The 22,791-nt window shown below is 68.5% G+C and carries 22 protein-coding genes; 13 read left to right on the top strand and 9 right to left on the bottom strand.

The genetic code is table 11. The features are described 5' to 3' along the window. Position 1: 1 nt before the first annotated feature. The gene (locus tag MYA_RS20890) at positions 2-2,185 is read right to left on the bottom strand and encodes an FUSC family protein (RefSeq protein ID WP_011882154.1); all 2,184 of its coding nucleotides are present in this window, start codon (positions 2,183-2,185) and stop codon (positions 2-4) included. A gap of 190 nt (positions 2,186-2,375) precedes the next feature. Between MYA_RS20890 and MYA_RS20885 the strand changes: the two genes are divergently transcribed. After that, a complete protein-coding gene (locus tag MYA_RS20885) occupies positions 2,376-3,329 on the top strand; it encodes a LysR family transcriptional regulator (RefSeq protein WP_011882155.1) in 954 nt (317 codons plus the stop codon). A gap of 139 nt (positions 3,330-3,468) precedes the next feature. On the opposite strand, the gene MYA_RS20880 is transcribed toward MYA_RS20885, so the two are convergent. Next, a complete protein-coding gene (locus MYA_RS20880; RefSeq protein ID WP_041494140.1) occupies positions 3,469-3,771 on the bottom strand; it encodes a DUF4148 domain-containing protein in 303 nt (100 codons plus the stop codon). 249 nt (positions 3,772-4,020) lie between these two features. Continuing rightward, entirely contained in the window at positions 4,021-5,163 is a 1,143-nt protein-coding gene (locus MYA_RS20875) for a porin (RefSeq protein WP_011882157.1), read from the bottom strand. A 309-nt stretch (positions 5,164-5,472) separates the two neighbouring features. Between MYA_RS20875 and MYA_RS20870 the strand changes: the two genes are divergently transcribed. From MYA_RS20870 to MYA_RS20855, 4 genes are all read left to right on the top strand, one after another. Then, on the top strand, positions 5,473-5,937 hold the full coding sequence (locus tag MYA_RS20870; protein WP_014724932.1) for a VOC family protein: 465 nt from the start codon (positions 5,473-5,475) through the stop codon (positions 5,935-5,937). A 70-nt stretch (positions 5,938-6,007) separates the two neighbouring features. Continuing rightward, positions 6,008-7,249, top strand: coding sequence for a cytosine deaminase (codA, locus tag MYA_RS20865; RefSeq protein WP_014724931.1), 1,242 nt, complete (start codon positions 6,008-6,010; stop codon positions 7,247-7,249). Positions 7,250-7,420: 171 nt separating this feature from the next. Beyond that, on the top strand, positions 7,421-8,755 hold the full coding sequence (locus MYA_RS20860; protein WP_041494290.1) for a chloride channel protein: 1,335 nt from the start codon (positions 7,421-7,423) through the stop codon (positions 8,753-8,755). An 88-nt stretch (positions 8,756-8,843) separates the two neighbouring features. After that, on the top strand, positions 8,844-9,575 hold the full coding sequence (locus tag MYA_RS20855) for a class I SAM-dependent methyltransferase (RefSeq protein ID WP_014724929.1): 732 nt from the start codon (positions 8,844-8,846) through the stop codon (positions 9,573-9,575). A gap of 40 nt (positions 9,576-9,615) precedes the next feature. On the opposite strand, the gene MYA_RS20850 is transcribed toward MYA_RS20855, so the two are convergent. Together MYA_RS20850 and MYA_RS20845 are read right to left on the bottom strand one after the other, a co-directional pair. Continuing rightward, a complete protein-coding gene (locus MYA_RS20850; RefSeq protein ID WP_011882162.1) occupies positions 9,616-11,034 on the bottom strand; it encodes a cytochrome-c peroxidase in 1,419 nt (472 codons plus the stop codon). A 102-nt stretch (positions 11,035-11,136) separates the two neighbouring features. Beyond that, a complete protein-coding gene (locus MYA_RS20845; RefSeq protein ID WP_011882163.1) occupies positions 11,137-12,810 on the bottom strand; it encodes a phospholipase C in 1,674 nt (557 codons plus the stop codon). 404 nt (positions 12,811-13,214) lie between these two features. Here MYA_RS20845 and MYA_RS20840 point away from each other — a divergent pair, with 404 nt between their 5' ends. After that, positions 13,215-14,072, top strand: a complete 858-nt coding sequence (locus MYA_RS20840) for an EamA family transporter (RefSeq protein WP_034193558.1) — start codon at positions 13,215-13,217, stop codon at positions 14,070-14,072. 30 nt (positions 14,073-14,102) lie between these two features. On the opposite strand, the gene MYA_RS20835 is transcribed toward MYA_RS20840, so the two are convergent. Beyond that, positions 14,103-14,576, bottom strand: coding sequence for an Lrp/AsnC family transcriptional regulator (locus tag MYA_RS20835; protein ID WP_011882165.1), 474 nt, complete (start codon positions 14,574-14,576; stop codon positions 14,103-14,105). Positions 14,577-14,892: 316 nt separating this feature from the next. Between MYA_RS20835 and MYA_RS20830 the strand changes: the two genes are divergently transcribed. The 6 genes from MYA_RS20830 to MYA_RS20805 all read left to right on the top strand — a co-directional run bounded on the left by MYA_RS20830 (position 14,893) and on the right by MYA_RS20805 (position 19,200). Further along, a complete protein-coding gene (locus tag MYA_RS20830) occupies positions 14,893-16,278 on the top strand; it encodes an amino acid permease (RefSeq protein ID WP_011882166.1) in 1,386 nt (461 codons plus the stop codon). Positions 16,279-16,324: 46 nt separating this feature from the next. Further along, positions 16,325-17,527: an amino acid aminotransferase gene (locus MYA_RS20825; protein ID WP_011882167.1), complete on the top strand. Its 1,203-nt coding sequence runs from the start codon at positions 16,325-16,327 to the stop codon at positions 17,525-17,527. 151 nt (positions 17,528-17,678) lie between these two features. Beyond that, entirely contained in the window at positions 17,679-18,077 is a 399-nt protein-coding gene (locus MYA_RS20820; protein ID WP_014724925.1) for a DUF488 domain-containing protein, read from the top strand. Between the two features lie 114 nt (positions 18,078-18,191). Continuing rightward, positions 18,192-18,482, top strand: a complete 291-nt coding sequence (locus MYA_RS20815; protein ID WP_011882169.1) for a DUF1488 domain-containing protein — start codon at positions 18,192-18,194, stop codon at positions 18,480-18,482. A gap of 16 nt (positions 18,483-18,498) precedes the next feature. Beyond that, complete coding sequence (locus MYA_RS20810; protein WP_011882170.1) at positions 18,499-18,738, top strand: hypothetical protein; 240 nt, start codon at positions 18,499-18,501, stop codon at positions 18,736-18,738. 108 nt (positions 18,739-18,846) lie between these two features. Beyond that, positions 18,847-19,200, top strand: coding sequence for a hypothetical protein (locus MYA_RS20805; protein WP_014724923.1), 354 nt, complete (start codon positions 18,847-18,849; stop codon positions 19,198-19,200). Positions 19,201-19,255: 55 nt separating this feature from the next. Here the strand turns inward: MYA_RS20805 and MYA_RS20800 are convergent, their stop codons facing one another. From MYA_RS20800 to lhpI, 3 genes are all read right to left on the bottom strand, one after another. Further along, positions 19,256-20,035, bottom strand: a complete 780-nt coding sequence (locus tag MYA_RS20800; RefSeq protein ID WP_011882172.1) for a helix-turn-helix domain-containing protein — start codon at positions 20,033-20,035, stop codon at positions 19,256-19,258. Between the two features lie 17 nt (positions 20,036-20,052). Then, positions 20,053-20,460: a response regulator transcription factor gene (locus tag MYA_RS20795; RefSeq protein WP_014724922.1), complete on the bottom strand. Its 408-nt coding sequence runs from the start codon at positions 20,458-20,460 to the stop codon at positions 20,053-20,055. Between the two features lie 197 nt (positions 20,461-20,657). Next, the gene (gene lhpI / locus MYA_RS20790) at positions 20,658-21,593 is read right to left on the bottom strand and encodes a bifunctional Delta(1)-pyrroline-2-carboxylate/Delta(1)-piperideine-2-carboxylate reductase (RefSeq protein ID WP_014724921.1); all 936 of its coding nucleotides are present in this window, start codon (positions 21,591-21,593) and stop codon (positions 20,658-20,660) included. A gap of 262 nt (positions 21,594-21,855) precedes the next feature. Here lhpI and MYA_RS20785 point away from each other — a divergent pair, with 262 nt between their 5' ends. Continuing rightward, positions 21,856-22,593 carry a FadR/GntR family transcriptional regulator gene (locus MYA_RS20785; RefSeq protein ID WP_014724920.1) on the top strand — a complete coding sequence of 246 codons (738 nt, stop codon included), beginning with the start codon at positions 21,856-21,858 and terminating at the stop codon, positions 22,591-22,593. Positions 22,594-22,791 lie beyond the last annotated feature (198 nt).

Genomic DNA, 22,791 nt, shown 5'->3' with positions numbered 1-22,791 from the left:
TTCAACCGTAGTGACGATTGAACGGCGCATCCTTGTCCAGCAGCGCGCTGCGGAGGAAGTGCAGGCAGCCGATGATGCGCTGCATGCGGTGGCGCTCGTCGGGCACCGCGTACCACGCATGCAGCGTATGCTGCGCGGCGCGGATCGCCAGATTCACCGATTTCAGCGTGCGGGCGTGGTGGCTTGGCGTCGGATCGTCGAAGAAGCGCGGCAGCTCGTGCAGCACCGCGTCGACCGATGCGGTCCAGTGCAGCGTCTGCGGCGGCTTCGTTGCGCAGAACTCGTTCATCTCGTCGCGCAGGTCGATGACCGCGTGGCCGACCTCGAGCGTCGACAGCATCCAGCGCAATGCAATCCGATGCTGGCGCGTGCGCTTCACGAGCAGCGTGCGCAGCTGCGCCATCAGGTCATGCGTGCTCGACTGGAACCGCGCGGCGAGACCTTCGCGCGTGTCTTCGCAGGCGAGCGTGACCTGGCGGCGCAGATCGTGCGCGATGCGCGACGTGAGCCACGGCATGTGCGTCGGAAACACGACCGCGAACATGATCGAGCAGGCGAGCAGCGCGACGACGACCGCGACGCCGTTGTTGATCAGCAACTCGGGCGTATACGAAATCGCGTTGTCCGGCCCGGCCAGCAGACAGAAGAACACCGCAAAGCCGATCCCGTAGCCGGACAGGCCCGGTCGCATCGCGAGAAATGCGCCGAGGCCGAGCACCGGCGTGAGCGCCGCGCACAGCAGCGGAAAGCCGTCGATGTTCGGATAGACGTAGCACAGGCACACGTAGCCCACGGCCGTCGCGAACGCCGCGCCGACGCTCATCTGTGCGACGAATTTCGGCGCGCGCGGCGACGTCGAGCTCAACGCGCACGCGATGGCCGTGGAGATCACGGCCAGCGAACCGCTCGGCCACTCCGACGCGATCCAGAACGCGCTCATCGCGCCCACGGCGACGAGCGTGCGCAGGAACGCGAAGCCGACGAAGAACGAATTCGTCTTCACCGCATAGTGCGTGACCGAGCGCTCGAACGCGTGATCGTCGCGGTCGAGCGACGCGTTGGTGTCGGCATAGCCGAGATACTCGCCGATGAAGCGATACATCAGCTCGATCGCGGTATCGAAATCGAGCAGGCCGCCGGCCGCATGATCCTCGATCGCGCGGCGCGACGCGCGTGCGGCCTTCGGCAGCGCCGCGTGGAAGCGGCGCAGTTCCAGCAGCGCGCCGGTCGTCGTCGTGATGCCGCGCTGCCGCTCGTCGCGCAAGGCGGCGATCCGCTGCGCGAGGCCGTCGAGGTGCGGCGCGATCGCACCGAGCACGGCGTCCGACTGGTTCACGCGCAGGCGCTTGATGAGCTGGTGCAGCGCGTGCAGCCGCGTGCAGGCGTTCATGAACTCGCTGTTCAGCCGCGCGAGCCGGCGGCTGCGTGCGCGAATGTGCGGGTCTTCGAACGATGCGAACGCACGGTTCGCCTCGAAGCCGACGATCTCGTCGACGAAGTCGGCGAAGCGCCGTTCGAAGTCGCCGCGCGCCAGCTCGCCGGACAGCGCGCTGGCCGCGAACGAGGCGAACTTCACGCGACGCGCGGCCAGCGAGCGCATCAACGCCTTCGCGGAACTGAGCGGCAGGATCAGCGCGCTGACCGCACCCGAGCAGGCGATCCCGAGCGCGACTTCGGCGGCGCGCGTGAGCGCCGACTGGAACAGCGTCTGCGGCGTCATCACCGCGGGCAGGCCGATCAGCGCGGCCGTGTAGCCGGCGAGCACGAAGCCGTACCAGCGAAAGTGACGGTTGCGCACCGCGAGCGCGATGCAGCTGCCGATCCACAGCGTGATGCCGGCCATGTACAGCTCGGGCTGCTGCGCGAACAGGCCGCCGAGCGCCAACGCGGCCACCAGGCCGGCCGCCGTGCCGAGCACGCGGTAGAAGCTCTTCGCGAACACCATCCCCGACAACGGCTGCATCAGCACGAACACGGTGGTCATTGCGGTGCGCGGCTGCGACATCTCGAGCCGCATCGCGATGCCCATCGCGAGCAGCGCGGCGAGCACGGTCTTGGCGAGGTGCAGCCAGATCAGCCCGTCGCTCGTCGCCCAGTCGCGTGCGGCTTTGCCGAGCGGATCGAGCCAGGTGCTCCATCGTGGCGGTTCGATGGGAGGTTGCTCGATCGCAGGTTGTGGCTTCATGAAAAGGCAGGGGTCCGTGCGGTGCCGTCGTGCGGCCGAACAGGACCAGTCGACTGATGAGGCACCGATTGTAGGAGCGCCGCGCGTGTGCATTAACGCAGTTGCAGGGAAACGATAGTTGCTGGCGTGGCAACAATCTGTCGCACCCGCTGGAGGAAAATGACGGCTCTGCTACAGGTGGCTTACAGGAATGGATACGCTACAAAACATGCGCGTGTTTACGCGCGTGGTCGAGACAGGCAGTTTCACTGCCGCCGCACAATCGCTGAACTCGACGACGGGCGCGATGTCGCGCGCGGTGTCCGAGCTCGAAGCGCGGCTGCGCACTCGTCTGATGAATCGCTCGACCCGCCGCCTTGCGCTGACCTCGGCCGGCGAAAACTATTTACGGCGCTGTCGCCAGATTCTCGCCGACGTCGATCGCGCGGAGGAGGAGGCGAGCTGCGCGCACGAGCGCCCGGCGGGCGTGCTGCGCATGCACAGCTTCGCGAGCGTCGGCCATCACTACGTGATGCCCACGCTCACGCGCTATCACGCGCAGTATCCGGACGTGTCGATCGAACTGTCGCTGTCGCAGCGGATGCCCGACCTGTTCGACGGCACGAGCGACATGGCGGTCGTGACCGCGTCGTCGCTGCCCGATTCGGAACTCGTGTCGCACCTGCTCGGCTCGACCTTCAGCATCCTGTGCGCGTCGCCCGAATACGTGACGCGCCACGGCGCGCCGGAGCATCCGACCGATCTCGGCGCGCACGCGTGCCTGACGCTCTGCACGCCGGCGTTCCCGACGCACGAGTGGGTGCTCGAAGGCGCCGACGGCGTCGAGCAGATCCATGTCGCCGGGCCGGTGCAAACCAACACGGCCGAGTCGCTCGCGCTCGCGATCCGCGACGGCCTCGGCATCGGCATGCTGCCGCTGTATTCGGCGATCGACGCGTTGCAGGACGGCACGCTCGTGCGCGTGTTGCCGAGCCACATCCTGCAGAAGATGAACGTGTATGCGCTGTATCCGTCGCGCCGTTTCGTCGACGCGAAGGTGCGTACCTGGGTCGAGATGCTGCGCGCGCAGGTGCCGGGGATGATCGCGCACGACGTCGAGATGCTGCAGGCGATCGCGCGCGAGAGCGAGCCGCAGGAAGCCTGAGCGTACTGCACGAGCGGCGAACGCCTGCCCTGTGTGGGTTGCGCGGTTCGCATCGCTTGCGGGGCGTCGTGTAGAAGCCGTGCGCCGTGCCGCGCCCGCATGATGCGTATCGTGCGGGCGCGGCGTCGTTCGATGCGCGTTACAGCGAAGGCTTCGCCGCCACGCCCGATTCGGTCGCGCCGCCTTCGGCCGGGCCGTACGCGCGTTGCGCCGCATCGCGCGCGGCGAGCCGCTTGGCCGCGAGGCGCTGCTGGGCGGCCATGAGATCGTCCGGGTAGTTGCCGGCGTCGCCGAGTGCCGGGTTGTAGCCGACCGATTCGAGATCGTAGAGCTCCTGAAGCACCTGCGCGCGCGTGACGGGCGCCTTGGCCGACTGGGCAAACGACAGGGCCGGAGCGACGAGCAGCACGGCAGCAGCGGCGGTGACGACGAGCGATTTCACGAGATTCTCCTGTACACGGGGTGAGGCCGGTTCGACGATCGCGATGCATGATCGCAATGCGATTCGATCCATGGATGCCAGTCTATTCAGCGCACGCAGGCGCAAAAACCCCGATTCCAGGCAGGCAGCTTCTCAGATGGAACAACATTCTCGGATGCAGCATGAATGAACGCCGCCCGCGTCGGATGAACCGGCCGGTCAGGGCAGGTTCATCGTTGCGGGCGGCGTTCAGATCAGACGAATCGACGCTCAGAAGCGCGTGCGCATGCCGATCGTGCCGACGATCTGGTTGGCGGTGGTCGATGCGCCGCCCGACGTGTTGATGAACGCCTGGTAGCCGCGGCCCGATGCGTGCTGATACATCGCTTCCGCGTACAGGTCGGTGCGGCGCGACAGCTTGTAGACGGCCTGCAGGTCGACCTGGTGCCACTTCGGATCGGTGCCGTGCTTGCTGTCCGGATTCGACACGCTCGCGTCCGTGTAGACGTAGGCTGCGCCCAGGCTCACGGCCGGCGTCACCGCATAGCGCACGTTCAAGTCGTAGTTGTTGAACGCGACCTGGCCGGTCGAGCCGAACGAACCCGAGTTGTCATACTGCGAGCGCGTATAGACGAAGCCGACGGTCGCCGGGCCGAACACGTAGCTGAGGCCGCCGCCGTACGAACGCATGCGGTCCGCGCCGACCGACCAGCCGCCCTGGCTCAGGCTCTTCGCTTCCGCGACGTCGGTCGCGCCCGGGCTCGCGCTGGTCGAGCCCTTGGTGCCGTTCATCTGCAGGTACGCGCCGGCGACCTTCAGCGGGCCGTTCGTGTAGCTCGCCGCGAAGCTGTAGGCGCGGTTGCTGCCGAAGTTCGTCGCGTTCGAGAAGCCGTACAGCGCGCCGACCTTGAACCCGGCGATCGTGTCGCTCGTGTACTTGACCGCGTTGTTGATACGCACCGAGTGGTTCAGGTTGTCGTTGTCGAACGGATGCGCGAAGCCCGTGTCACCGAAGTCGCCGGACGTCGCCGACAGCGGCGCGACGAAGTCGACCATCGTGTCGTACTGGCGGCCGAGCGTCAGCGTGCCGTAGCCGGCTTCGCTCAGGCCCACGTATGCGTGCCGGCCGAACAGCTTGCTGTCCTGGCCGAGCGCGCCGTTGTTCACGTTGAAGCCGTTCTCGAGCACGAACAGCGCCTTCAGGCCACCGCCGAGATCTTCGGAGCCCTTCAGGCCGAAGCGGCTGCCGTTGATCGTGCCGCTCGTCATGCGCCAAAGCGATGCGCCGCCCGCGTTGTTGGTATAGGCGATGCCGGCGTCGATCAGGCCGTACAGCGTGACCGAGCTTTGTGCATGGGCGAGCGGCGCGAACAGCGCGGTCGTGCATGCGGCGGCAACGAGGGTTTTCTTCATCTGACAGCTCCTGCGTGTGGATGGATGACCAAAGTTCGGCGCAAGTTTAGGGGCGCGCGCGCCCGATTCGCGCGACGGCCGTCCGGAGACACTGTTGCGAGTTACGCAAAAGTGTGTCACACGGAGTTCACAAATCGCTGCAGCCGCGGAACCATACGCGTTTTCGTCGCCGATGCGCTCCGCAAGACGCCGGCTGGGTGTGCGGCGTGTCGCAAATCGACAACATGCAGGCTCGCCGGTGCGAGCAGTTGATCGGCGCGCGGTGCGCATGGACAATGCACAGGCCCATACCGAGATCCGGAGATTCCGATGGTCACGCCCCGCCGACCTTCCCTCAGCAGCGCGCTGTGCTATCGCGACCCGAAAGGCGCGCTGGACTGGCTGGAGCACGCGTTCGGCTTCGAGCGCGCGATCGTCGTCATGACGCCGGCCGGCGACATCGCGCACGCGGAAATGACGTTCGGCGACGGTCTCGTCATGGTCGGTGGCGCCTGGGCCGACTGCATCGCGTCGCCGGAGGACACCGGCGGCCGCAATACCCAGCACGTCCACGTGCATCTTCCGGACGACGCCGACATCGACGCGCACTGCGAGCGCGCGCGTGCGGCCGGCGCCGAGATCCTGCAGCCGCCGGCCGATCAGTTCTACGGCGACCGCACGTATCGCGCGCGCGATCCCGGCCGGCACGTATGGACCTTCGGCAAGCACGTGCGCGACGTGACGAACGACGAAATGCGCGCGGCGACCGGCCTGACGATCCACACGTTCCATTGAGCGCGACGCGGCATCTCGCTCACCCGTTCCCACCCGCGGCCCGCTGCGGCCGCTTCACGCCTGGACCCACATGAACGTCATCAATGCGCGCCTGCGCGGCCGCGACGGCCTGTTCACGATCGGCATCGACGCCGACACGATTACCCGCATCGACGCGCAGCATGCGCCGCTCGCGCCCGGCCACGCCGACGACGTCGACGCGGGCGGCCGGCTCGCGATCGCGCCGCTCGTCGAGCCGCACATTCATCTCGATGCGGTGCTCACGGCCGGCGAGCCGGCCTGGAACATGAGCGGCACGCTGTTCGAGGGGATCGAGCGCTGGTCCGAGCGCAAGGCGACCATCACGCACGACGACACCAAGGCGCGCGCGCATGCGGCGATCGGCATGTTGCGCGATCACGGCATTCAGCACGTGCGCACCCACGTCGACGTTACCGACCCGACGCTCGCCGCGCTGAAGGCGATGCTCGAAGTGAAGGAGGAGGCGCGCGGGCTGATCGATCTGCAGATCGTCGCGTTTCCGCAGGAGGGCATCGAGTCGTTCGACGGCGGCCGCGCGCTGATGGAGCAGGCGATCGACCTCGGCGCGGACGTGGTCGGCGGGATTCCCCATTTCGAGAACACGCGCGAGCAGGGCGTCAGCTCGATCCGCTTCCTGATGGAGCTGGCCGAGCGCACCGGCTGTCTCGTCGACGTCCACTGCGACGAGACCGACGATCCGCAGTCGCGCTTTCTGGAAGTGCTCGCGGAAGAGACGCGCGTGCGCGGGATGGGCGCGCGCGTGACGGCCAGCCACACCACCGCGATGGGCTCCTACGACAACGCGTACTGCTCGAAGCTGTTCCGGCTGCTCAAGCGCGCGGGGCTGAACTTCGTGTCGTGCCCGACCGAGAGCATCCATCTGCAGGGCCGCTTCGACACGTTTCCGAAGCGGCGCGGCGTCACGCGCGTCGCCGAACTCGATCGCGCCGGGCTGAACGTGTGCTTCGGACAGGATTCGATCAAGGATCCGTGGTATCCGCTCGGCAACGGCAATATCCTGCGCGTGCTCGACGCCGGCCTGCACATCTGCCACATGATGGGCTACCAGGACCTGCAGCGCTGCCTCGACTTCGTCACCGACCACGGCGCGACGACGATGCATCTCGGCGAGCGCTACGGGATCGAGGTCGGGCGGCCGGCCAGCCTCGTCGTGCTCGACGCCGACAGCGACTACGAAGCGGTGCGGCGGCAGGCGAAGGCGACGCTGTCGGTTCGCCACGGGAAAATCATCATGCGGCGGGAGCCCGAGCGCATCACGTATCCGGCGTGACGCGTTCGGCGCGGCGCACCGCGCCGCGGCTTCGTTTCCCCGATATAGTCATGAAGCGCATGAGTTGATTCGAAAAAGACGTTTGCCTCATGATCGGCCGGCCCCTACGATGCGTTCCTGACAGCGGCGCGCATGGTGCGCGCCGCGGCGTCGATCCTGACTCGCCTGCCCATGCGCCCCGATCTGCCGTCCGCCCCCACGCCTGTTTCGCCGCCCGCCAGCCCGTTCGCGCGGATCGCCATCGTCACGGTCCTGACCGGTATCGGAGCCGGCTTCGGCGGGATGCTGCTCGCGCTGCTGCTGCATGCGATCCAGCACGTCGCGTACGGCTACGACCTCGCGCATGTGATCGGCGCCGAGAGCTTTCTGACCGGCGTGACGCGCGCCGAGCCGCTGCGGCGGGCCGGCGTGCTGATCGTGTGCGGGCTCGTCGCCGGCGGCGGCTGGTGGGCGCTGTACCGTTACGGCCGGCCGCTCGTCAGCATCCGGCGCGCCGTGCGCGCGGCCGATCCGCGCATGCCGTTGGTCAGCACCACGGTTCATGCGCTGTTGCAGATCGTGACCGTCGCGCTCGGCTCGCCGCTCGGCCGCGAGGTCGCGCCGCGCGAAATCGGCGCGCTGCTCGCCGGGCGGCTCGCGCAGCGCGCGGGGCTCACGCCCGCCGACTGTCGGCTGATGGTCGCGTGCGGGGCCGGCGCCGGCCTCGCGGCCGTCTACAACGTGCCGCTCGGCGGCGCCGTGTTCGTGCTCGAAGTGCTCGTCGGCACGTTCGAGCTGCGCGCGCTGGTGGTGGCGCTCGTCACGTCGGCGCTCGCCGCGGCCGTCGCGTGGCTCGGCCTCGGCAACGAACATCAGTACACGGTGCCGCCGTTCGTGCTGAGCACGCCGCTGGTGGCGTGGTCGATCGTCTGCGGGCCGCTGTTCGGCTTCGCCGCGTACGGCTTCGTGCGGCTCACGACCCGCGCGCGCGCCGATGCGCCGAAGGGCGCGTGGCTGCCGGTGCTCGCGCTCGTCAACTTCGCGGTGATCGGCTTGCTCGCGATGCGCTTCCCGCAACTGCTCGGCAACGGCAAGGGGCCGGCGTCGCTCGGTTTCGACGGCACGCTGACGGTCGGCCTCGCGGCCACGCTGCTCGTGCTGAAGGTGCTGATCGAAGCGGGCAGCCTGCGCGCGGGCGCAGAGGGCGGGCTGCTGACGCCGGGGCTCGCGAACGGCGCGCTGCTCGGCGTCGTGCTGGGCGGGTTGTGGAGCGCCGTGTGGCCGGGCGCGTCTATCGGCGGCTGCGCGCTGGTCGGCGCGACCGCGTTTCTCGCCGCGTCGATGCAAATGCCGATCACGGCCGTCGTCCTGCTGCTCGAATTCACGCGCGCGAATCACGACAGCCTCGTGCCGATGCTGCTGGCCGTGGCCGGCTCGCTCACCGCATACCGGTTCGCGCAGCAGCTCGCGCAACGCCGGGCGAATGCGGTCGCGGCGGTGGGCGTCGGCGCGACGGCGGCTCGCTAGGGGGCGTACGCAGCGCATCGCCGCGCATGCGCCGGCCGCGCGCCGTTCAGGCAGAATCGGCATTCCGTTTCCTGCCGATGGACTCCGCATGACCGATCCGAATCAGCCGTGCGCGCGCGACGCATACGCGAGCTTCGCGCAACGCTACGCGGACATCGCGCCGACCAAGGCGCACAACGCGCTGTACGAACGCCCGGCGTCGCTGGCGCTGCTCGGCGACGTCGCCGGCCTCGCGGTGCTGGACGCCGGCTGCGGCCCCGGCATCTGCAGCGAGCACCTCGCGCGCCACGGCGCGACCGTCCACGCGTTCGACATCACGCCCGAGATGGTCGCGCTCGCGCGAGCGCGCTGCGCCGGGCTCGCGGTCGAGGTGGCGCAGGGCGATCTCGCGGCGCCGCTCGACTGGCTGCCCGAGCGCGCCTTCGACAAGATCCTGTGCTCGCTCGCCTTCGACTACGTGCGCGATCTCGCCGTGCCGCTGCGGGAATTTGTGCGCGTCGCGCGGCCGGGCGCGACGCTGGTGTTCTCGATGGCGCATCCGATGCGCGACTGGATGGACGAGCGTACGCGCGGCGACGGCACGTACTTCGAAACGAGCCGGTTCGGCTTCCACTGGTCGGGTTTCGGCGAACCGAAACCCTATGTCGAAGCGTGGCGCCGGCCGCTGGCCGAGATACTGAACCCGCTCGCCGACGCCGGCTGGCGGCTCGACCGCTTCGTCGAACCGACGCCGCTGCCGCAGATGAAGGCCGTGTCGGAACGGCTCCATGCGGAGCTGTCGCGCTCGCCCGCATTCCTCTGCATCCGCGCGCGCCGCTGACGCCGCCGACGCCACATGTGCGGCCGGCGTCGTGCGCGGGCTACTTCTGCGGCGCGTCGGTCAGCGTGCCGAGGAACGCCTCGATGTCCTTGATGTCCTGCTCGGTCATCGCGGGCCGGTCGCCGGGCTTGCGGTCGAACGGCGCATCGGTCACGTCGACGTTCGCGCGGTATTGCGGCGGAATGTCGTCGTATTCGTCGACCTTGCCGTCCGCGCCGCGCGGATAGAACTTCTGCGGCGCGATGCTGCGCTCGTTGTAGAACGCCATCACCTGATCGAGCGTGTGGAACACGCCGTTGTGGAAGAACACCTGGCGCGTCGCCGCGTTGCGCAGCGTCGGCGTGAGGAACATCCCGCAGTACTGCGTCTGGTCCTTCAGGTCGTCGCGGAACGGCCCGCACACGCCGAGATCGTGGAACGCCGGGTTGCGGTTCGCCGCGAGCGCGCGGTTGCGCGGCACGCCGAGCGCCTCGTACTGGTAGTCGGTGAACATCGGCGGCAGGCCGTCCTTGCCCGGCTGCGACAGATGGCAGCCGGCACAGTTGGCCTTGGCCGGATCGTTGAAGAGCCGCAGCCCGCGCAGCTCGGTCTGCGTGAGGCGCGCGCGGCCTTCCAGCCAGCGATCGTACTTGCTGTCGTACGGATGGAACGACCGGTCCTCGACCTGGTATCGCGCAATCGCGAACATCGCCTCCGATACGACGAGCTGCGAGCTCGCGAACACGCGCGGGCCGAACAACTGCTCGAAGCGCGCGCGATGCGGCGACTGCGCGAGCTTGCGCGCGACGTCGTCGATGCTCGCGTTGGCCATCTCGACCGGGTTCAGCAGCGGCCCGAACGCCTGCTGCTGCAGCGTGTCGGCGCGGCCGTCCCAGAACATGCCGCCTTGCGGCACGAGTTGCGGCGCGGCCGCCGTGCCGGCCACCTTCTGCGCCTTGACCACGCCGGCAGCCGACGCCGCCTGCTGCGCGACGCTCGGCGCCGCGTCGTTTTCGCCCGCATCGGGGCCGATGCTGAAATTCGGCTGCCGGTACAGATACATCAGCGACGGCGGCGGGCGGTAGCCCTGCTGCGTCATCGTGAGGCCGCCGGGCTGCACGTCGAGCGCGTTCGGCGGCCCGTAAGCGCGGTCGGGGCTGTGGCACGACGCGCACGACTGCTTGCCCGATGCCGACAGCGACGGATCGAAGAACAGCGCGCGCCCGAGCTGCGCGACCGCGGACAGCGGCTGCACGGGCGGCCGCTGCAGCACCACGGGATGCGGATTGGCGCCGGTCCAGTTCGCGACGACCTCGCCGATCGCGGCCGGCGTGCGCGCCGGAAACGCGACCGCGAAGGCGCCGTAGCCGAGCACGGCCGCGGCGAGCACGAAGGCCGCGCGGCGCAGCACGCGGGTGGGGGAGCGCGGCGCGGCGGCGCCGGGCGTGTCGGGGGACGGGTACGCGGGACGAGCTGTCATGCTGTGGGTCGAGGCGGTCGGGCGCCGCACGCGGCGGCGCTTGAAATGGAAACGGCCGGCGCGCGATGCGCCGGCCGACAGAGGCCGGTCAGGCGGTACCGGTCAGTTCGCCGGCGCCGCGCTCAGCACGGTGCCCTGGGTCGGATCGAGATACAGCGGCGCCGTGTTCGGCTTCGACGAGAAGTCGAACAGCCCGCGCAGGTCGCCTGCGACCGCATCGAACGAGCCGCCGCCGATGCGCTGGCCGCCGAGCCAGTTGTCCTCGATGAAGCGCAGGACCGATGCCTGGTCGATCAGCGTGTGGTCGACGTAGTTCTGCTTCGCGTACGGCGAGATCACGACCAGCGGGATGCGCACACCGGGGCCGCAGCGGCCGTTCACGGTGCTGCCGTTCACGCCGGTGGTGCCGCCGGAGCCGCACTTGCCGTTGCCGTTGAGCTGGTCGACCGCGTCGGACGACGCATGGGTCGGCGGCGTGTACACGTGGTCGTACCAGCCGTCCGAGTCGTCATACGTGACGATCACGGCCGTGTTCTGCCAGTCCGGCTGCTGCTGCAGGAAGTTGACCACCTTCGTCACGAACGCCTGCTCGTCGAGCGGGTCCGAGTAGCCGGCGTGCGCGTCCTGTGCAGCCGGCGCCTTCAGGAAGCTGACCGACGGGAAGTTGCCTGCCTTCACGGCCGCGAAGAAGTCGTCGCTGTCGTACTGGTGGTTCGCCGGCTCCGCCGTCTTGCCGTCCGTCTGGACGCTCGAGCCGATCGCCGCGATCGAGCTCGGCCGCGTGTGCTGCGGGTTCGACGTCGACGCGTAGTACTGGAACCAGTTGTGATGCGGGATGTAGTCGGCCGTCGCCGCGTTCACCGCCGTCGCGACCGTGCTGCGCGCGCAGCCCGTCGTGCCGTTGCCGTTGGTCGTCGACAGGTTGAAGCCGCCCATGAAGCCGCCCCAGGTGATCTTCGCGGCGTTCAGCAGGTCGCCGATGTTCTTGCCGCTCATCATCGCCTGGTCGGTCGTGCTCGAGCACACGTCGTAGCCGGGGTCGACGTCGTTGATCATCGTGAGGCCGCCCTGGCCGTCGTTGATGTAGTACGACGTGGCCGCGAGCGTCGACGGCTGCTTCGACGTCTTGACGATCTGCATCCCGTTGGTCTGGCCCGCGATCAGGTTCAGCGCGCCCGGCGTCGACGGGCCGTAGACCGTCGTGTACGCGTTGTCGCTCATCGAGAAGCGCTGCGCGTAGTTCCACAGTGCCGTGACGGTGTTGCCGTCGAAGTAGCCCATCACCTGGCCCTTCGTGCCGAACGCGCCGGCGCCGCCCGCCGACGCCTTGCCGGTGTATTTCGGGAACAGGTCGGCGAGGCCGTTGTCCGCGGCCAGCTGTTCGGCCGTGTACGCGTGGTTCTGGTCGGCCGTGGCGGCCTGCGTGCGATCGAGGCGGAACGGATTGGCCGCGTCGGTGCCGTTGGCGGTGTTCGTGAAGTTCGGGTTCGCGGTGAGCAGCGTGCCCGTCAGCCCGTTGATCGACGGCGTGCCGGCCTTCGCGGTGAACGCCGGCTCGCCGGCCGGGTTCGTCGCGTTCGGGTAAGTGCCGAAATAGTGGTCGAACGACACGTTTTCGCCGTAGATCACGACGACGTGCTTGATCGGCGTGGCGGTCTGCAGCGCATCCTGCGACGACACCGCGGGCGTCGACGAGGGACCGTCGCTGCCGCCGCAGGCGAACAGCGCCAGTGTGGCGCCGGCGCAGGCGGTGACGAGCAAGGCTTGACGAAACATCGGGAAACTCCAGGTAGGTTGTTCGACGAAGGAGCGCCGCTGCGTCACCGGGTCGGTTCGGCGCGGCGCTCGTGGTAGAGCCCCGGCATTGAAACAGCTTGGTATGAAGATATGGGGGCGGAGCGGTTTCGCGATCATTGCGTGCCGGTATCGATTCCATTACGCCGCGCGCCGATGCGAAAGACAGTGGAAAGGAACGGCGCGCGTTCAGGCGCGTGCGATGACGGCGGCGGCATGTGTCGGCATCGCCGAGGCCCGCCTCGTGCGCCTCCTGCGTCGCGCGGCCGGTCGCTCATTCGGCGAAGCCGGTCCGCAAGCCTTTTTTGACAAGCACGGGACGGATTCTTGCGATGATCGGCCTGCGGCGACCCATTCCGCGTCGCTGCCGTCAGCGAGTGTCCAACGTGCCGATTCCCGTCCTGTTCGCCGTCCTGTGTGCCGCCTTCCTGCATGCGTCGTGGAATGCGCTGGTGCGCAGCAGCGGCGACCGGCTGCGCTCGGCCACCGTCCTGCAGATCGCGATCGGGTTGTTCGCGCTGCTGTTCCTGCCGGCCGCCGCGCCGATCGCGGCCGCGAGCTGGGCGTGCGTCGTCGCGTCCGCGGCGATTCACGTGGTCTACACGCTGCTGCTGGTGCGCGCGTACGAGCACGGCGACCTGAGCGTTGCGTATCCGGTCGCGCGCGGCACCGCGCCGCTGCTCGTCACGCTCGGGGCCGCGGCGTTCGCGGGCGAGCGCCTGAGCGCCGGCGCTCAATGCGGACTCGTCCTGATCTGCGCGGGCATCATGGCGATCGGCCTCGAGCGGCGCGCGGGCGCGGCGCACCGGATGAAGCAGGTGCTGCCGATCGCGTTCGCGACCGGCGTTTCGATCGCCGCGTACAGCGTCGTCGACGGAATCGGCGTGCGGGAAAGCGGCAGCACGATCGGCTATGCGGCGTGGACGTTCGTGCTGACCGGGGCGCTGATGGCCGCGTACTACCGGCTGCGGGCGGGGCCGCTGCGGCTCGCGCAGAATCTCGCCGACACCGCGAAGGCCGCGTGCGGCGGCGTGTTCGCGGCGCTCGCCTACGCGATCGTGATCTGGGCCATGGCGCGTGCGCCGATGGGGCCGGTGTCCGCCTTGCGCGAAACGAGCGTGGTGTTCGCGGCGCTGATCGCGCGCGTGTATCTCGGCGAGCGGCTGACGCCGCGTCGCGCGGCCGGATGTGCGGTGATCGCCGGCGGCGCGCTGCTGATCAGCGCGTTCGAAGCCGTGCGCTGAGCAAGGCGGCCCGCGCTGCGCGGCAGAGCATCAGGTTTCGACCGGCATCGCGCTCGTGCATTTGATTTCATCGAGACAGACGCTCGAATGCACGCCGCTCACGCCGGGAATCCGCATCAGCGTCTCGAGCAGGAACGTCGACAAGCCTTTCAGATCGCGCGCGACCACCTTCAGCACGTAGTCGATATCGCCGGTCACCGAAAAGCATTCCTGGATCTGCGCGAGATCGGACACGAGCTTCTGGAATTTCGACAGGTCGCGGATATGCCCGCGCTCCATCGTGACGTGCACGAACGCGGTGACGCCGAAGCCGAGCGTGTCCGGGCACAGGCGGGTTTCGTAACGGCGGATCGCGCCGATCTCCTCGAGGCGCCGATGGCGCCTGAGCGTCTGCGCGGGCGACAGGCCGACCGCCTTCGCGAGATCGAGGTTCGACGCACGGCCGTTCTCCTGCAGCACCGCCAGCAAGTGGCGATCGACGCGATCGAGAACCGGTTCAGGCATTTTTGTTTCCTCATCTGTCTCCCGCGTGCAATCTTATCTCATAATGTAGGGTTTGCATGAGCGGGTTACGCAACCCGATTTCGCGGTCGCGACGCTAAACTGACGCCGGATTTTCGCGTACGGCCGCGACCATGCGGGCGATGGCGGCCCTCCGCGGCAGGTCCGGCGGGCCTGCGGACGAAGGGGCGCCGCCGCGCGAAGATCGCAGTCCCCAACCCGGCGCCTCCACGAACGGTGGCCGGCACAGTAAAACAGCGCCCGGCACACCGAGGCGCGCCGCACCGCTTCGGGCGGAGGCGGACAGAACGGAGAAGACATGGTTTCTGGAAACGAGAAGGACGGCCTGAAGCGGGGGCTGAAGAACCGGCACATCCAGCTGATCGCGCTCGGCGGCGCGCTCGGCACGGGGCTGTTCCTCGGCATCGCGCAGACGATCAAGATGGCCGGCCCGTCCGTGCTGCTCGGCTATGCGGTCGCAGGTGTCGTGGCGTTCTTCATCATGCGCCAGCTCGGCGAGATGGTCGTCGACGAGCCGGTCGCTGGTTCGTTCAGCTACTTCGCCGACAAATACGTCGGCCATTTCACCGGCTTCCTGTCCGGCTGGAACTACTGGGTGCTGTACATCCTCGTCAGCATGGCCGAGCTGTCGGCCGTCGGGATCTACGTGCAGTACTGGTGGCCGGGCGTGCCGACCTGGGTGTCGGCGCTCGTGTTCTACGTCGCGATCAACCTGCTGAATCTGGCGAGCGTGAAGTCGTACGGCGAGACGGAATTCTGGTTCTCGATCATCAAGGTCGCGGCGATCGTCGGCATGATCGGCTTCGGCGGCTGGCTGCTGGTGAGCGGCCACGCGGGGCCGGAAGCGAGCATCGCGAACCTGTGGCAGCACGGCGGCTTCTTCCCGAACGGCGTGTCGGGCCTCGTGATGTCGATGGCGGCGATCATGTTCTCGTTCGGCGGGCTGGAGCTGATCGGCATCACCGCGGCCGAGGCCGACGATCCGAAGCACAGCATTCCGCGCGCGACCAACCAGGTGATCTATCGCATCCTGATTTTCTACATCGGCGCGCTGGCCGTGCTGCTGTCGCTGTATCCGTGGGAGAAGGTCGTCACCGGCGGCAGCCCGTTCGTGCTGATCTTCCATGCGCTGAGCAGCAACCTCGTCGCCAACGTGCTGAACGTGGTCGTGCTGACGGCCGCGCTGTCGGTCTACAACAGCGGCGTGTACAGCAACAGCCGGATGCTGTTCGGGCTGGCGACGCAGGGCAACGCGCCTAAGGTGCTGTGCTCGGTGAACCGGCGCGGCATCCCGCTCGCCGCGCTCGGCGCGTCGGCGCTCGCCACCGGCGTCTGCGTGCTGGTCAACTACTTCATGCCCGGCAAGGCGTTCGAGGTGCTGATGGGGCTGGTCGTGTCGGCGCTCATCATCAACTGGGCGATGATCACGCTGATCCACCTGAAATTCCGTCAGGCCAAGCGCATCGCTGGGGAGCAGACTTCGTTCCGCAGTCTCGGCTATCCTTTCACGAATTATCTGTGCCTGGCGTTCATGGCCGGCATTCTCGTCGTGATGTACCTGACGCCGGATCTGCGCCTGTCGGTGTACCTGATCCCGGTCTGGCTCGCGGTGCTCGCGATCGGGTATCGCTTCCGCCAGAAGAATGCCCGCTATGCGCTCGGCGACGGCGCATCGGCGCGCTGACGCAGGCCCGCACCCGATCACTCCTACGAACCAGACCGACATAGCCATGTTCGAACACATCGACGCGTACCCGGGCGACCCGATCCTGACGCTCAACGAGAACTTCCAGAAGGATCCGCGCGACCAGAAGGTCAACCTGAGCATCGGCATCTATTTCGACGCCGACGGCCGGATTCCGGTAATGGCCGCCGTGCGCGAGGCCGAAACCGCGCTGCAGCGCGACGTCGGCCCGAAGCCGTATCTGCCGATGGTCGGCCTCGCCGCGTACCGCGACGCGGTGCAGGCGCTGGTGTTCGGCGCCGATCACCCGGCGCGGGCGGCCGGCCGCATCGCGACCGTGCAGACGCTCGGCGGCTCGGGCGCGCTGAAAGTCGGCGCCGATTTCCTGAAGCGCTACTTCCCGGACGCGCAGGTGTGGCTCAGCGATCCGAGCTGGGAAAACCACCGTTTCATCTTCGAGCGCGCCGGCTTCACGGTGAACACCTACCCGTACTACGACGCGGCGACGGGCGGCCTGAAGTTCGACGCGATGCTCGCGGCGATCGACGCGCTGCCGGCGCGCAGCATCGTGCTGCTGCATGCGTGCTGCCACAACCCGACCGGCGTCGATCTCGACGAAGGCCAGTGGGAGAAGCTGATCGACGTGATCGAGGCGCGCGAGCTGCTGCCGTTCGTCGACATGGCGTATCAGGGCTTCGGCGCGGGCCTCGACGCCGATGCGTTCGCGGTGCGCGAGCTGGCCCGCCGCGGCGTGCCGGCGCTCGTCGCGAATTCGTTCTCGAAGAACTTTTCGCTGTACGGCGAGCGCGTCGGCGCGCTGAGCGTCGTGTGCGAGGATGCGGACGCGGCCGAGCGCGTGCTCGGCCAGCTGGCCGGCGCGGTGCGCTCCAACTACAGCAACCCGCAGACGTATGGCGCGAAGCTCGTCGCGACCGTGCTGAACACGCCGGCGCTGCGCAAGCAGTGGGAGGAGGAGCTTGCCGCGATGTGCCGCCGGATTGCGCGGATGCGCCAGGCGATCCACGACGGCCTGCGCGACCACGTGAGCGGCGAAGCGCTGACGCGCTACGTGAAGCAGCGCGGGATGTTCACGTACACCGGGCTGACCGAGACGCAGGTCGACGCGCTGCGCGACGTGCACGGCGTCTACATTCTGCGTTCGGGCCGCATGTGCGTGGCCGGCCTGAACGATTCGAACGTCGGCATCGTCGCCGATGCGATCGGCAAGGTGCTGAAGAGCGGCGTCTGAGGGGCGTCTGAGGGGCGTCCGAGCGGCGTCCGGGCACGCCCGATCGTCCTGAGGAAACCGGCTGTCTCCCGCGCGGAGGCAGCCGGTTTTTTGTTGTGCGGCGCGGGTGCGGCAGTACGATACGGAATCGAATCCGTAGCAAAGGAGCGGCATGGCAATTCGAATCGTACGGCTCGGCACGCCGCGGGCGGCCGGCGAGGGCACACGGATCGGCACGGTGCGGCGGCCGCCGCGCGGCGTGCCGAAGGCGGAATTCGCGTCGCGCGACTACTATGACGTGTGGCTGCCGACGCTGTCGCCGAGCGCGGAGCTCGTGGCCGACGCGCAGGCCGCCGAGACCGACGCGCAGTGGCACGCATTCGCGCGCCGGTTCCGCGCCGAGATGGCGCACGGCGACGCTTCCAAGGTGCTCGACCTGCTCGCCGCGTTGTCGGCGACGAGCGCATTTTCGATCGGCTGCTACTGCGAGGACGAGCGCCGCTGCCATCGCAGCGTGCTGCGCGAACTGCTCGAGGCGCGCGGCGCGACGATCGCTTCGGACGCCGACTGAGCCCATGCGGCGGCGCGATCGGGCACGGCGGCGGCGCGCGCTGCGGCCCGGTTGACGTGGGTCAATCGGACGGTGGCGCGGGCCGTTATGCTCATGGCTTGAATCGTCCCGACGATGACAGGCGCACAAATGCAGATAGCCTTTCCACCGGAACCGCCCGAGTATCGCGGGCGTGACCTGGTCGTCGCGTTTTCGGCGCGGGTCGACGGCCACGGCGTGCCGTGCGCGATCACGGCGGAAGCACTGGAAGACCATTTCGGTGCGCGCTCGCTGCTCGAGCGCGACTTGCTGGTTGCATTCGAAGCACACCGGCCGGCGATCGAGGCGATGGCGGCCCGGATGCTCGCCGAAATCGGCGGCCGGCCGGTGTTGCTGCACAGCGGCCACTTCCGGATGGCCGACTGACACTGCAGGAGGGCGCATGACACTGCAAGGCACGATTCATGAACGCGACTGGTCCGTCGAGATCGAGACGCGGCAATGCGAATCCGGCGGATTCCGCTGCCGCGTGACGGTCGAGCACGGTGCCGGGCCGACGCACTTTCATCATACGTTCGAGCACAGTCATGCATATCCGACCGAGCACGAGGCGGCGATCGAAGGGCTGCGGGCCGGGATGACGTGGATCGAAATGAAGGCGGCGCAGACATTCAGCGTGTGAACCTCGCGCGCCGATCGTGTGTGGATCGATTGCCGGATTCGGCAACAGGCGGACTTGTAGGACAGGCAACGTGGTCGACCAGCGTGTGACCCGTCAGGAGGGAGCAACATGGGCGTGGGCATGCAGATCGTCTGCGTCGGATTCGCGGGTTCGGCCGCGCTCGAAGCTGAAGCGGGCGCGCAACTGGTGCGGCTCGAGCGCTTCCACGCGCGGGTCGACGAATGTCGCCTGGCGATCGAATCGCGCGCGACGAGTGACGACGACGCGCTGTACGACGTACGGCTCGAATTGCTGATGAACGGCCGTGCGGTGGCGCCGGTGCCCGCCTGCAGCGGCGTCGACGTGAACGAAGCGATGGGGCGTGCGTTCGCCGCGGCCGAGCGGGTGTTGTCCGCGGGGCACGCGGACGATCCGCTGTCGCCCGCATTGTCGGCGGCCGAGACGGGCACCGCCGCGCACTGACGTGCGACCCGCACCGGCACGCGCTGGAGCGCGCCGGCGCCGCACGCGCGACCGGTTACACCTGCGCGAGCGCCGGCGCGTCGATGATCCGCACGCGCTTGCCGCGCGTTTCGATGAGCGCGTCGCGATGGAAGCGCGAGAACATCCGGCTGACGGTTTCGAGCTTCATCCCGAGATAGCAGCCGATTTCCTCGCGCGTCATCCGGAGGTTGAACTCCGACGCCGAGTAGCCGCGCGCCTCGAAGCGTGCAGACAGATCGAGCAGGAAATGCGCAACGCGCTGTTCCGCCGACATCGTGCCGAGCAGCAGCATCTGGCTCGATCCGCGCACGATCTCGCTGCTCAGCATCTGGTAGATGAAATGCTGCATCGACCTCAGCTCGCGGCACGCGGCCTCGAGCGCGGCGAACGGGATCACGCACACGACGCTGTCCTCGAGCGCGATCGCGTCACAGCAATGGTGTCCATGGCCGACGCCCTCCATGCCGAGCGTTTCCCCTGCGATCTGAAAACCCGTCACGTGTTCGCGGCCGTCGCGATGCATCATCACCGTCTTGAACGAGCCTGCGCGCACCGCGTACAGACTGTGGAACGGATCGTCGGTGCGAAACAGGGTGTCGCCCTGGCGCACCTGTCGCGTCGCGCAGATGATCGCGTCGAGCCGGCTGTACTCGGCGGCGGTCAGTTGCGGCGGCAGGCACATCGAGCGCATCACGCAGGCCGAACAGCGGACTGCGCAATGCTTCGCGCCGTCGTGACGCGTGGACGCGGGAAGCGGAACGTTCGGCCGGGGCGCGATGGCGGGATCGGCGGCGCAGGCGGTGGCTTGATGCATGAGTCACTCCGGCTCGGTCAGGGCTGGTGCGCGCGAGCGTGCACCAGCGATTCGATCACGTGGCACGCGGCGTCGAATTCGACGGTCTTGTCGAAGAAGTAGTCGGCTCCGGCCGTCGCGCATGCCTTTCTGAATGCGGGCGCCGAATGATTCGTCAGCACAATCGTGACGATGCGCGGCACGGCCTTCGACAGCGCGCCGATCAGATCGAGGCCGCTGCCGTCCGCGAGGCGCAGATCGACGAGCACGACGTCCGCGTGCGTGCCGCGGATGTGCGTCAGCGCATCCTGGCCGTCCTCCGCCTCGCCGACGACCACGACGCCGCGAATCGCGCCGACGAGCAACGCGATCCGTTGCCGGACGGCATTCGCGTGGTCGACAAGAAACACCCTGAGCGCGGCGGCGGGTGGCAGGCTGGCATTCATCCGGCCAGTATCGTGTTGCGCCGCCGAAAAGGAAATCGGCCGAACTGGAAGTTTTTGTAGGGGAGTTCGGCGCGTTGTAGGGCGTTTCCTACAACGCCGTCGGGGAATCGGCAGTGCGGCGGGGCGTGCAGCTGGTCGTCCAGCTGGTCGTGCGGTCGGCGGCGCGGCGCTGCCGGGAGCGTCGCGCCGCCGTCGAATCAGCCGCGCTGGCGCGCGTCCAGCGCGTCGCGCGCCGTGCGGCACGCGGCCAGATCCCACGCGGCGCAGCCCACGGTCTTGAACAGCAGCGGCCCGCTGCGCTCGAACGCGCCGCGCAGCACGTCGGCGAGCGACGCGACGCGCTGCCAGTCGACCTGCGCGACGATCAGGTCGCCGGCCTCGTGGCGCGCGCCCGCCGGATCGTCGACCACGAGCCGGCTCGCGCGCACCGTTTCGGCGTCGATTTCGGCGGCGTCCGCGGTAAATGCGCCGACCCCCACCACGAGCCGGCCTTCGCGCGCCGCTTCGCGGTAGACGGGCGTGCGGCTCGTCGTCAGCGTGACGACGACGTCGATCGCATCGGGAATCGAGTCGCCGTCGAGCGGCGCGAGCTGCGGCGCCTGTGCGCGATGCGCGGCGCAGAACGCCGCGGCGCTGCCCGCGCGCGAACCGCGCACGTGCAGACGCGCAGCGGGGAAGATCGCCGCGAGCGCCTCGGCATGATTGGCCGCCTGCTTGCCGGTGCCGATCAGCAGGATGTCGCGCGGTGCCGCGCCGTGCAGCGCCTGGATGCCGAGCGCGGTGACGGCCGCCGTACGGCGGCCGGTGACGGTCGGGCCGTCGAGCACGAAGCGCAGCGCGCCGGTCGTCGCGTCGTACGCGCTCACCTGGCCGAGGATCGTCGGCAGCCCGCGCGCGGCGTTGCCCGGGCATACGTTCACGAGCTTGTGGCTTGCCAGATCGCGCGCGCTGGACGGCATCGACAGCATCACGCCGCCTGCCTGCAGCGGCACGACCAGGCGTTCGGGGCTGACGATTTCGCCCGCCGCGTAGTCGGCGACGGTCTGCGCGAGCGTGGCGAGCAGCGCCGGGTAGTCGAGCAGGGCGGCCGTTTCGGTGGCGTCGAACGAGGGGATCGGGCTGGCAGCGGTCATGGTGTGGGTCGGTACGGTGGTGAAGTCGGTGGGTGCATGCTGCGCGTGCTGCAGTCGGCGGCCCGTGCGGCGAGCGGCAATCGCCATTGTGGATCGAATCTATACCAATTTGGCGGCATCCGGCAAGCTGGAAGGTCGGCATTTCGCTGAATTTGGTTCTAATATCCGTCCAGATGGGGCGTTGCACCTGTCGGCGCCGATGCCGCTCCGGTATAGTGCGAACCCGTTCCAGACCACGCCCGGCCCAGGGCAGGAGCCGCAGATGATGTCCGCACGTCCCGAATCGCCCGAAGCCGGTTTCCGGCCGTTGCAGATCTACGAACAGGTCGCGGAGAAGATCCGCGACGAGATTCGCGCGGGGCGTTACGCGGCCGATTCGCGGCTGCCGTCGGAGCGCGAGCTCGCGGCGCTGTTCCAGGTCGGCCGCCCGGCCGTGCGCGAAGCGCTCGGCGCATTGCAGAACGAAGGGCTGGTCGTCACGAAGCGCAATTCGGGCACCTACGTGGTGGCGGCGCCGCTCGACGTGCTCGCGCAGCGCGGCGATGCGCGCGACGCGGCCGATGCCGACTTCAGCCCGACGTCGACGCTCGACGTGCGGCTGATCCTCGAGCCGGCGATCGCGCGTCTCGCGGCGGCCCAGGGCCGCGCCGATCCCGTCGCCGAAGGCTATCTCGCGCAAATGGAAACCATCGCGGACATCGACGACCCGCACCAGCGCGCGCTGTGGAACGACAGCGACCGGCTGTTCCACCGGCAGCTCGCGTTGATGACCGGCGACCCGTTGATCGTGAAGATCGCCGACGAAGTCGCGAAGACGATGGATCAGCCGTTGTGGAAGCGGCTGAAGGACGACGGCATCTACGATGCCGGCCGGATCCGGCTGTACGTGTCGGAACATCGGCTGATCTACGAGGCGATCGTGTCGGGCGACGCCGATGCGGCTGCGTTCTACGTCGAGCAGCACATTCGCCGCGTGCGGCGCGACATCGCGCCGAAGTAGGGCGGCGGTGGCGGTTTGGTTCTGAGCGCGACCAAAGGCGACGCACATCGGGCGAGGCTGGTCGGAGGTTGACCGGGTTTATGGTGGATTGGCTCGATACATAACCAATCGCCGGGCCACCTTATCGGCGGCCCGGCGTTTGGCCCATCCGAGCCACGGCCGTCGCGCGCGGCATCGACGCAGCAATTCGCCGTGACG

Source organism: Burkholderia sp. KJ006 (assembly GCF_000262695.1).
Classification (GTDB): domain Bacteria; phylum Pseudomonadota; class Gammaproteobacteria; order Burkholderiales; family Burkholderiaceae; genus Burkholderia; species Burkholderia vietnamiensis.
This window is presented reverse-complemented; position numbering and strand designations above follow the sequence as displayed.

Coding starts and splice junctions, on each gene's coding strand:
- MYA_RS20870 (WP_014724932.1), top strand. CDS start 5,473: ATGGTCACGCCCCGCCGACCTTCCCTCAGCAGCGCGCTGTGCTATCGC.
- MYA_RS20820 (WP_014724925.1), top strand. CDS start 17,679: ATGGCAATTCGAATCGTACGGCTCGGCACGCCGCGGGCGGCCGGCGAG.
- MYA_RS20845 (WP_011882163.1), bottom strand. CDS start 12,810: ATGTTTCGTCAAGCCTTGCTCGTCACCGCCTGCGCCGGCGCCACACTG.
- MYA_RS20890 (WP_011882154.1), bottom strand. CDS start 2,185: ATGAAGCCACAACCTGCGATCGAGCAACCTCCCATCGAACCGCCACGA.
- codA (WP_014724931.1), top strand. CDS start 6,008: ATGAACGTCATCAATGCGCGCCTGCGCGGCCGCGACGGCCTGTTCACG.
- MYA_RS20800 (WP_011882172.1), bottom strand. CDS start 20,035: ATGCATCAAGCCACCGCCTGCGCCGCCGATCCCGCCATCGCGCCCCGG.
- MYA_RS20825 (WP_011882167.1), top strand. CDS start 16,325: ATGTTCGAACACATCGACGCGTACCCGGGCGACCCGATCCTGACGCTC.
- MYA_RS20855 (WP_014724929.1), top strand. CDS start 8,844: ATGACCGATCCGAATCAGCCGTGCGCGCGCGACGCATACGCGAGCTTC.
- MYA_RS20785 (WP_014724920.1), top strand. CDS start 21,856: ATGATGTCCGCACGTCCCGAATCGCCCGAAGCCGGTTTCCGGCCGTTG.
- MYA_RS20830 (WP_011882166.1), top strand. CDS start 14,893: ATGGTTTCTGGAAACGAGAAGGACGGCCTGAAGCGGGGGCTGAAGAAC.
- MYA_RS20850 (WP_011882162.1), bottom strand. CDS start 11,034: ATGACAGCTCGTCCCGCGTACCCGTCCCCCGACACGCCCGGCGCCGCC.
- MYA_RS20875 (WP_011882157.1), bottom strand. CDS start 5,163: ATGAAGAAAACCCTCGTTGCCGCCGCATGCACGACCGCGCTGTTCGCG.
- MYA_RS20835 (WP_011882165.1), bottom strand. CDS start 14,576: ATGCCTGAACCGGTTCTCGATCGCGTCGATCGCCACTTGCTGGCGGTG.
- MYA_RS20795 (WP_014724922.1), bottom strand. CDS start 20,460: ATGAATGCCAGCCTGCCACCCGCCGCCGCGCTCAGGGTGTTTCTTGTC.
- MYA_RS20885 (WP_011882155.1), top strand. CDS start 2,376: ATGGATACGCTACAAAACATGCGCGTGTTTACGCGCGTGGTCGAGACA.
- MYA_RS20810 (WP_011882170.1), top strand. CDS start 18,499: ATGACACTGCAAGGCACGATTCATGAACGCGACTGGTCCGTCGAGATC.
- MYA_RS20805 (WP_014724923.1), top strand. CDS start 18,847: ATGGGCGTGGGCATGCAGATCGTCTGCGTCGGATTCGCGGGTTCGGCC.
- lhpI (WP_014724921.1), bottom strand. CDS start 21,593: ATGACCGCTGCCAGCCCGATCCCCTCGTTCGACGCCACCGAAACGGCC.
- MYA_RS20860 (WP_041494290.1), top strand. CDS start 7,421: ATGCGCCCCGATCTGCCGTCCGCCCCCACGCCTGTTTCGCCGCCCGCC.
- MYA_RS20815 (WP_011882169.1), top strand. CDS start 18,192: ATGACAGGCGCACAAATGCAGATAGCCTTTCCACCGGAACCGCCCGAG.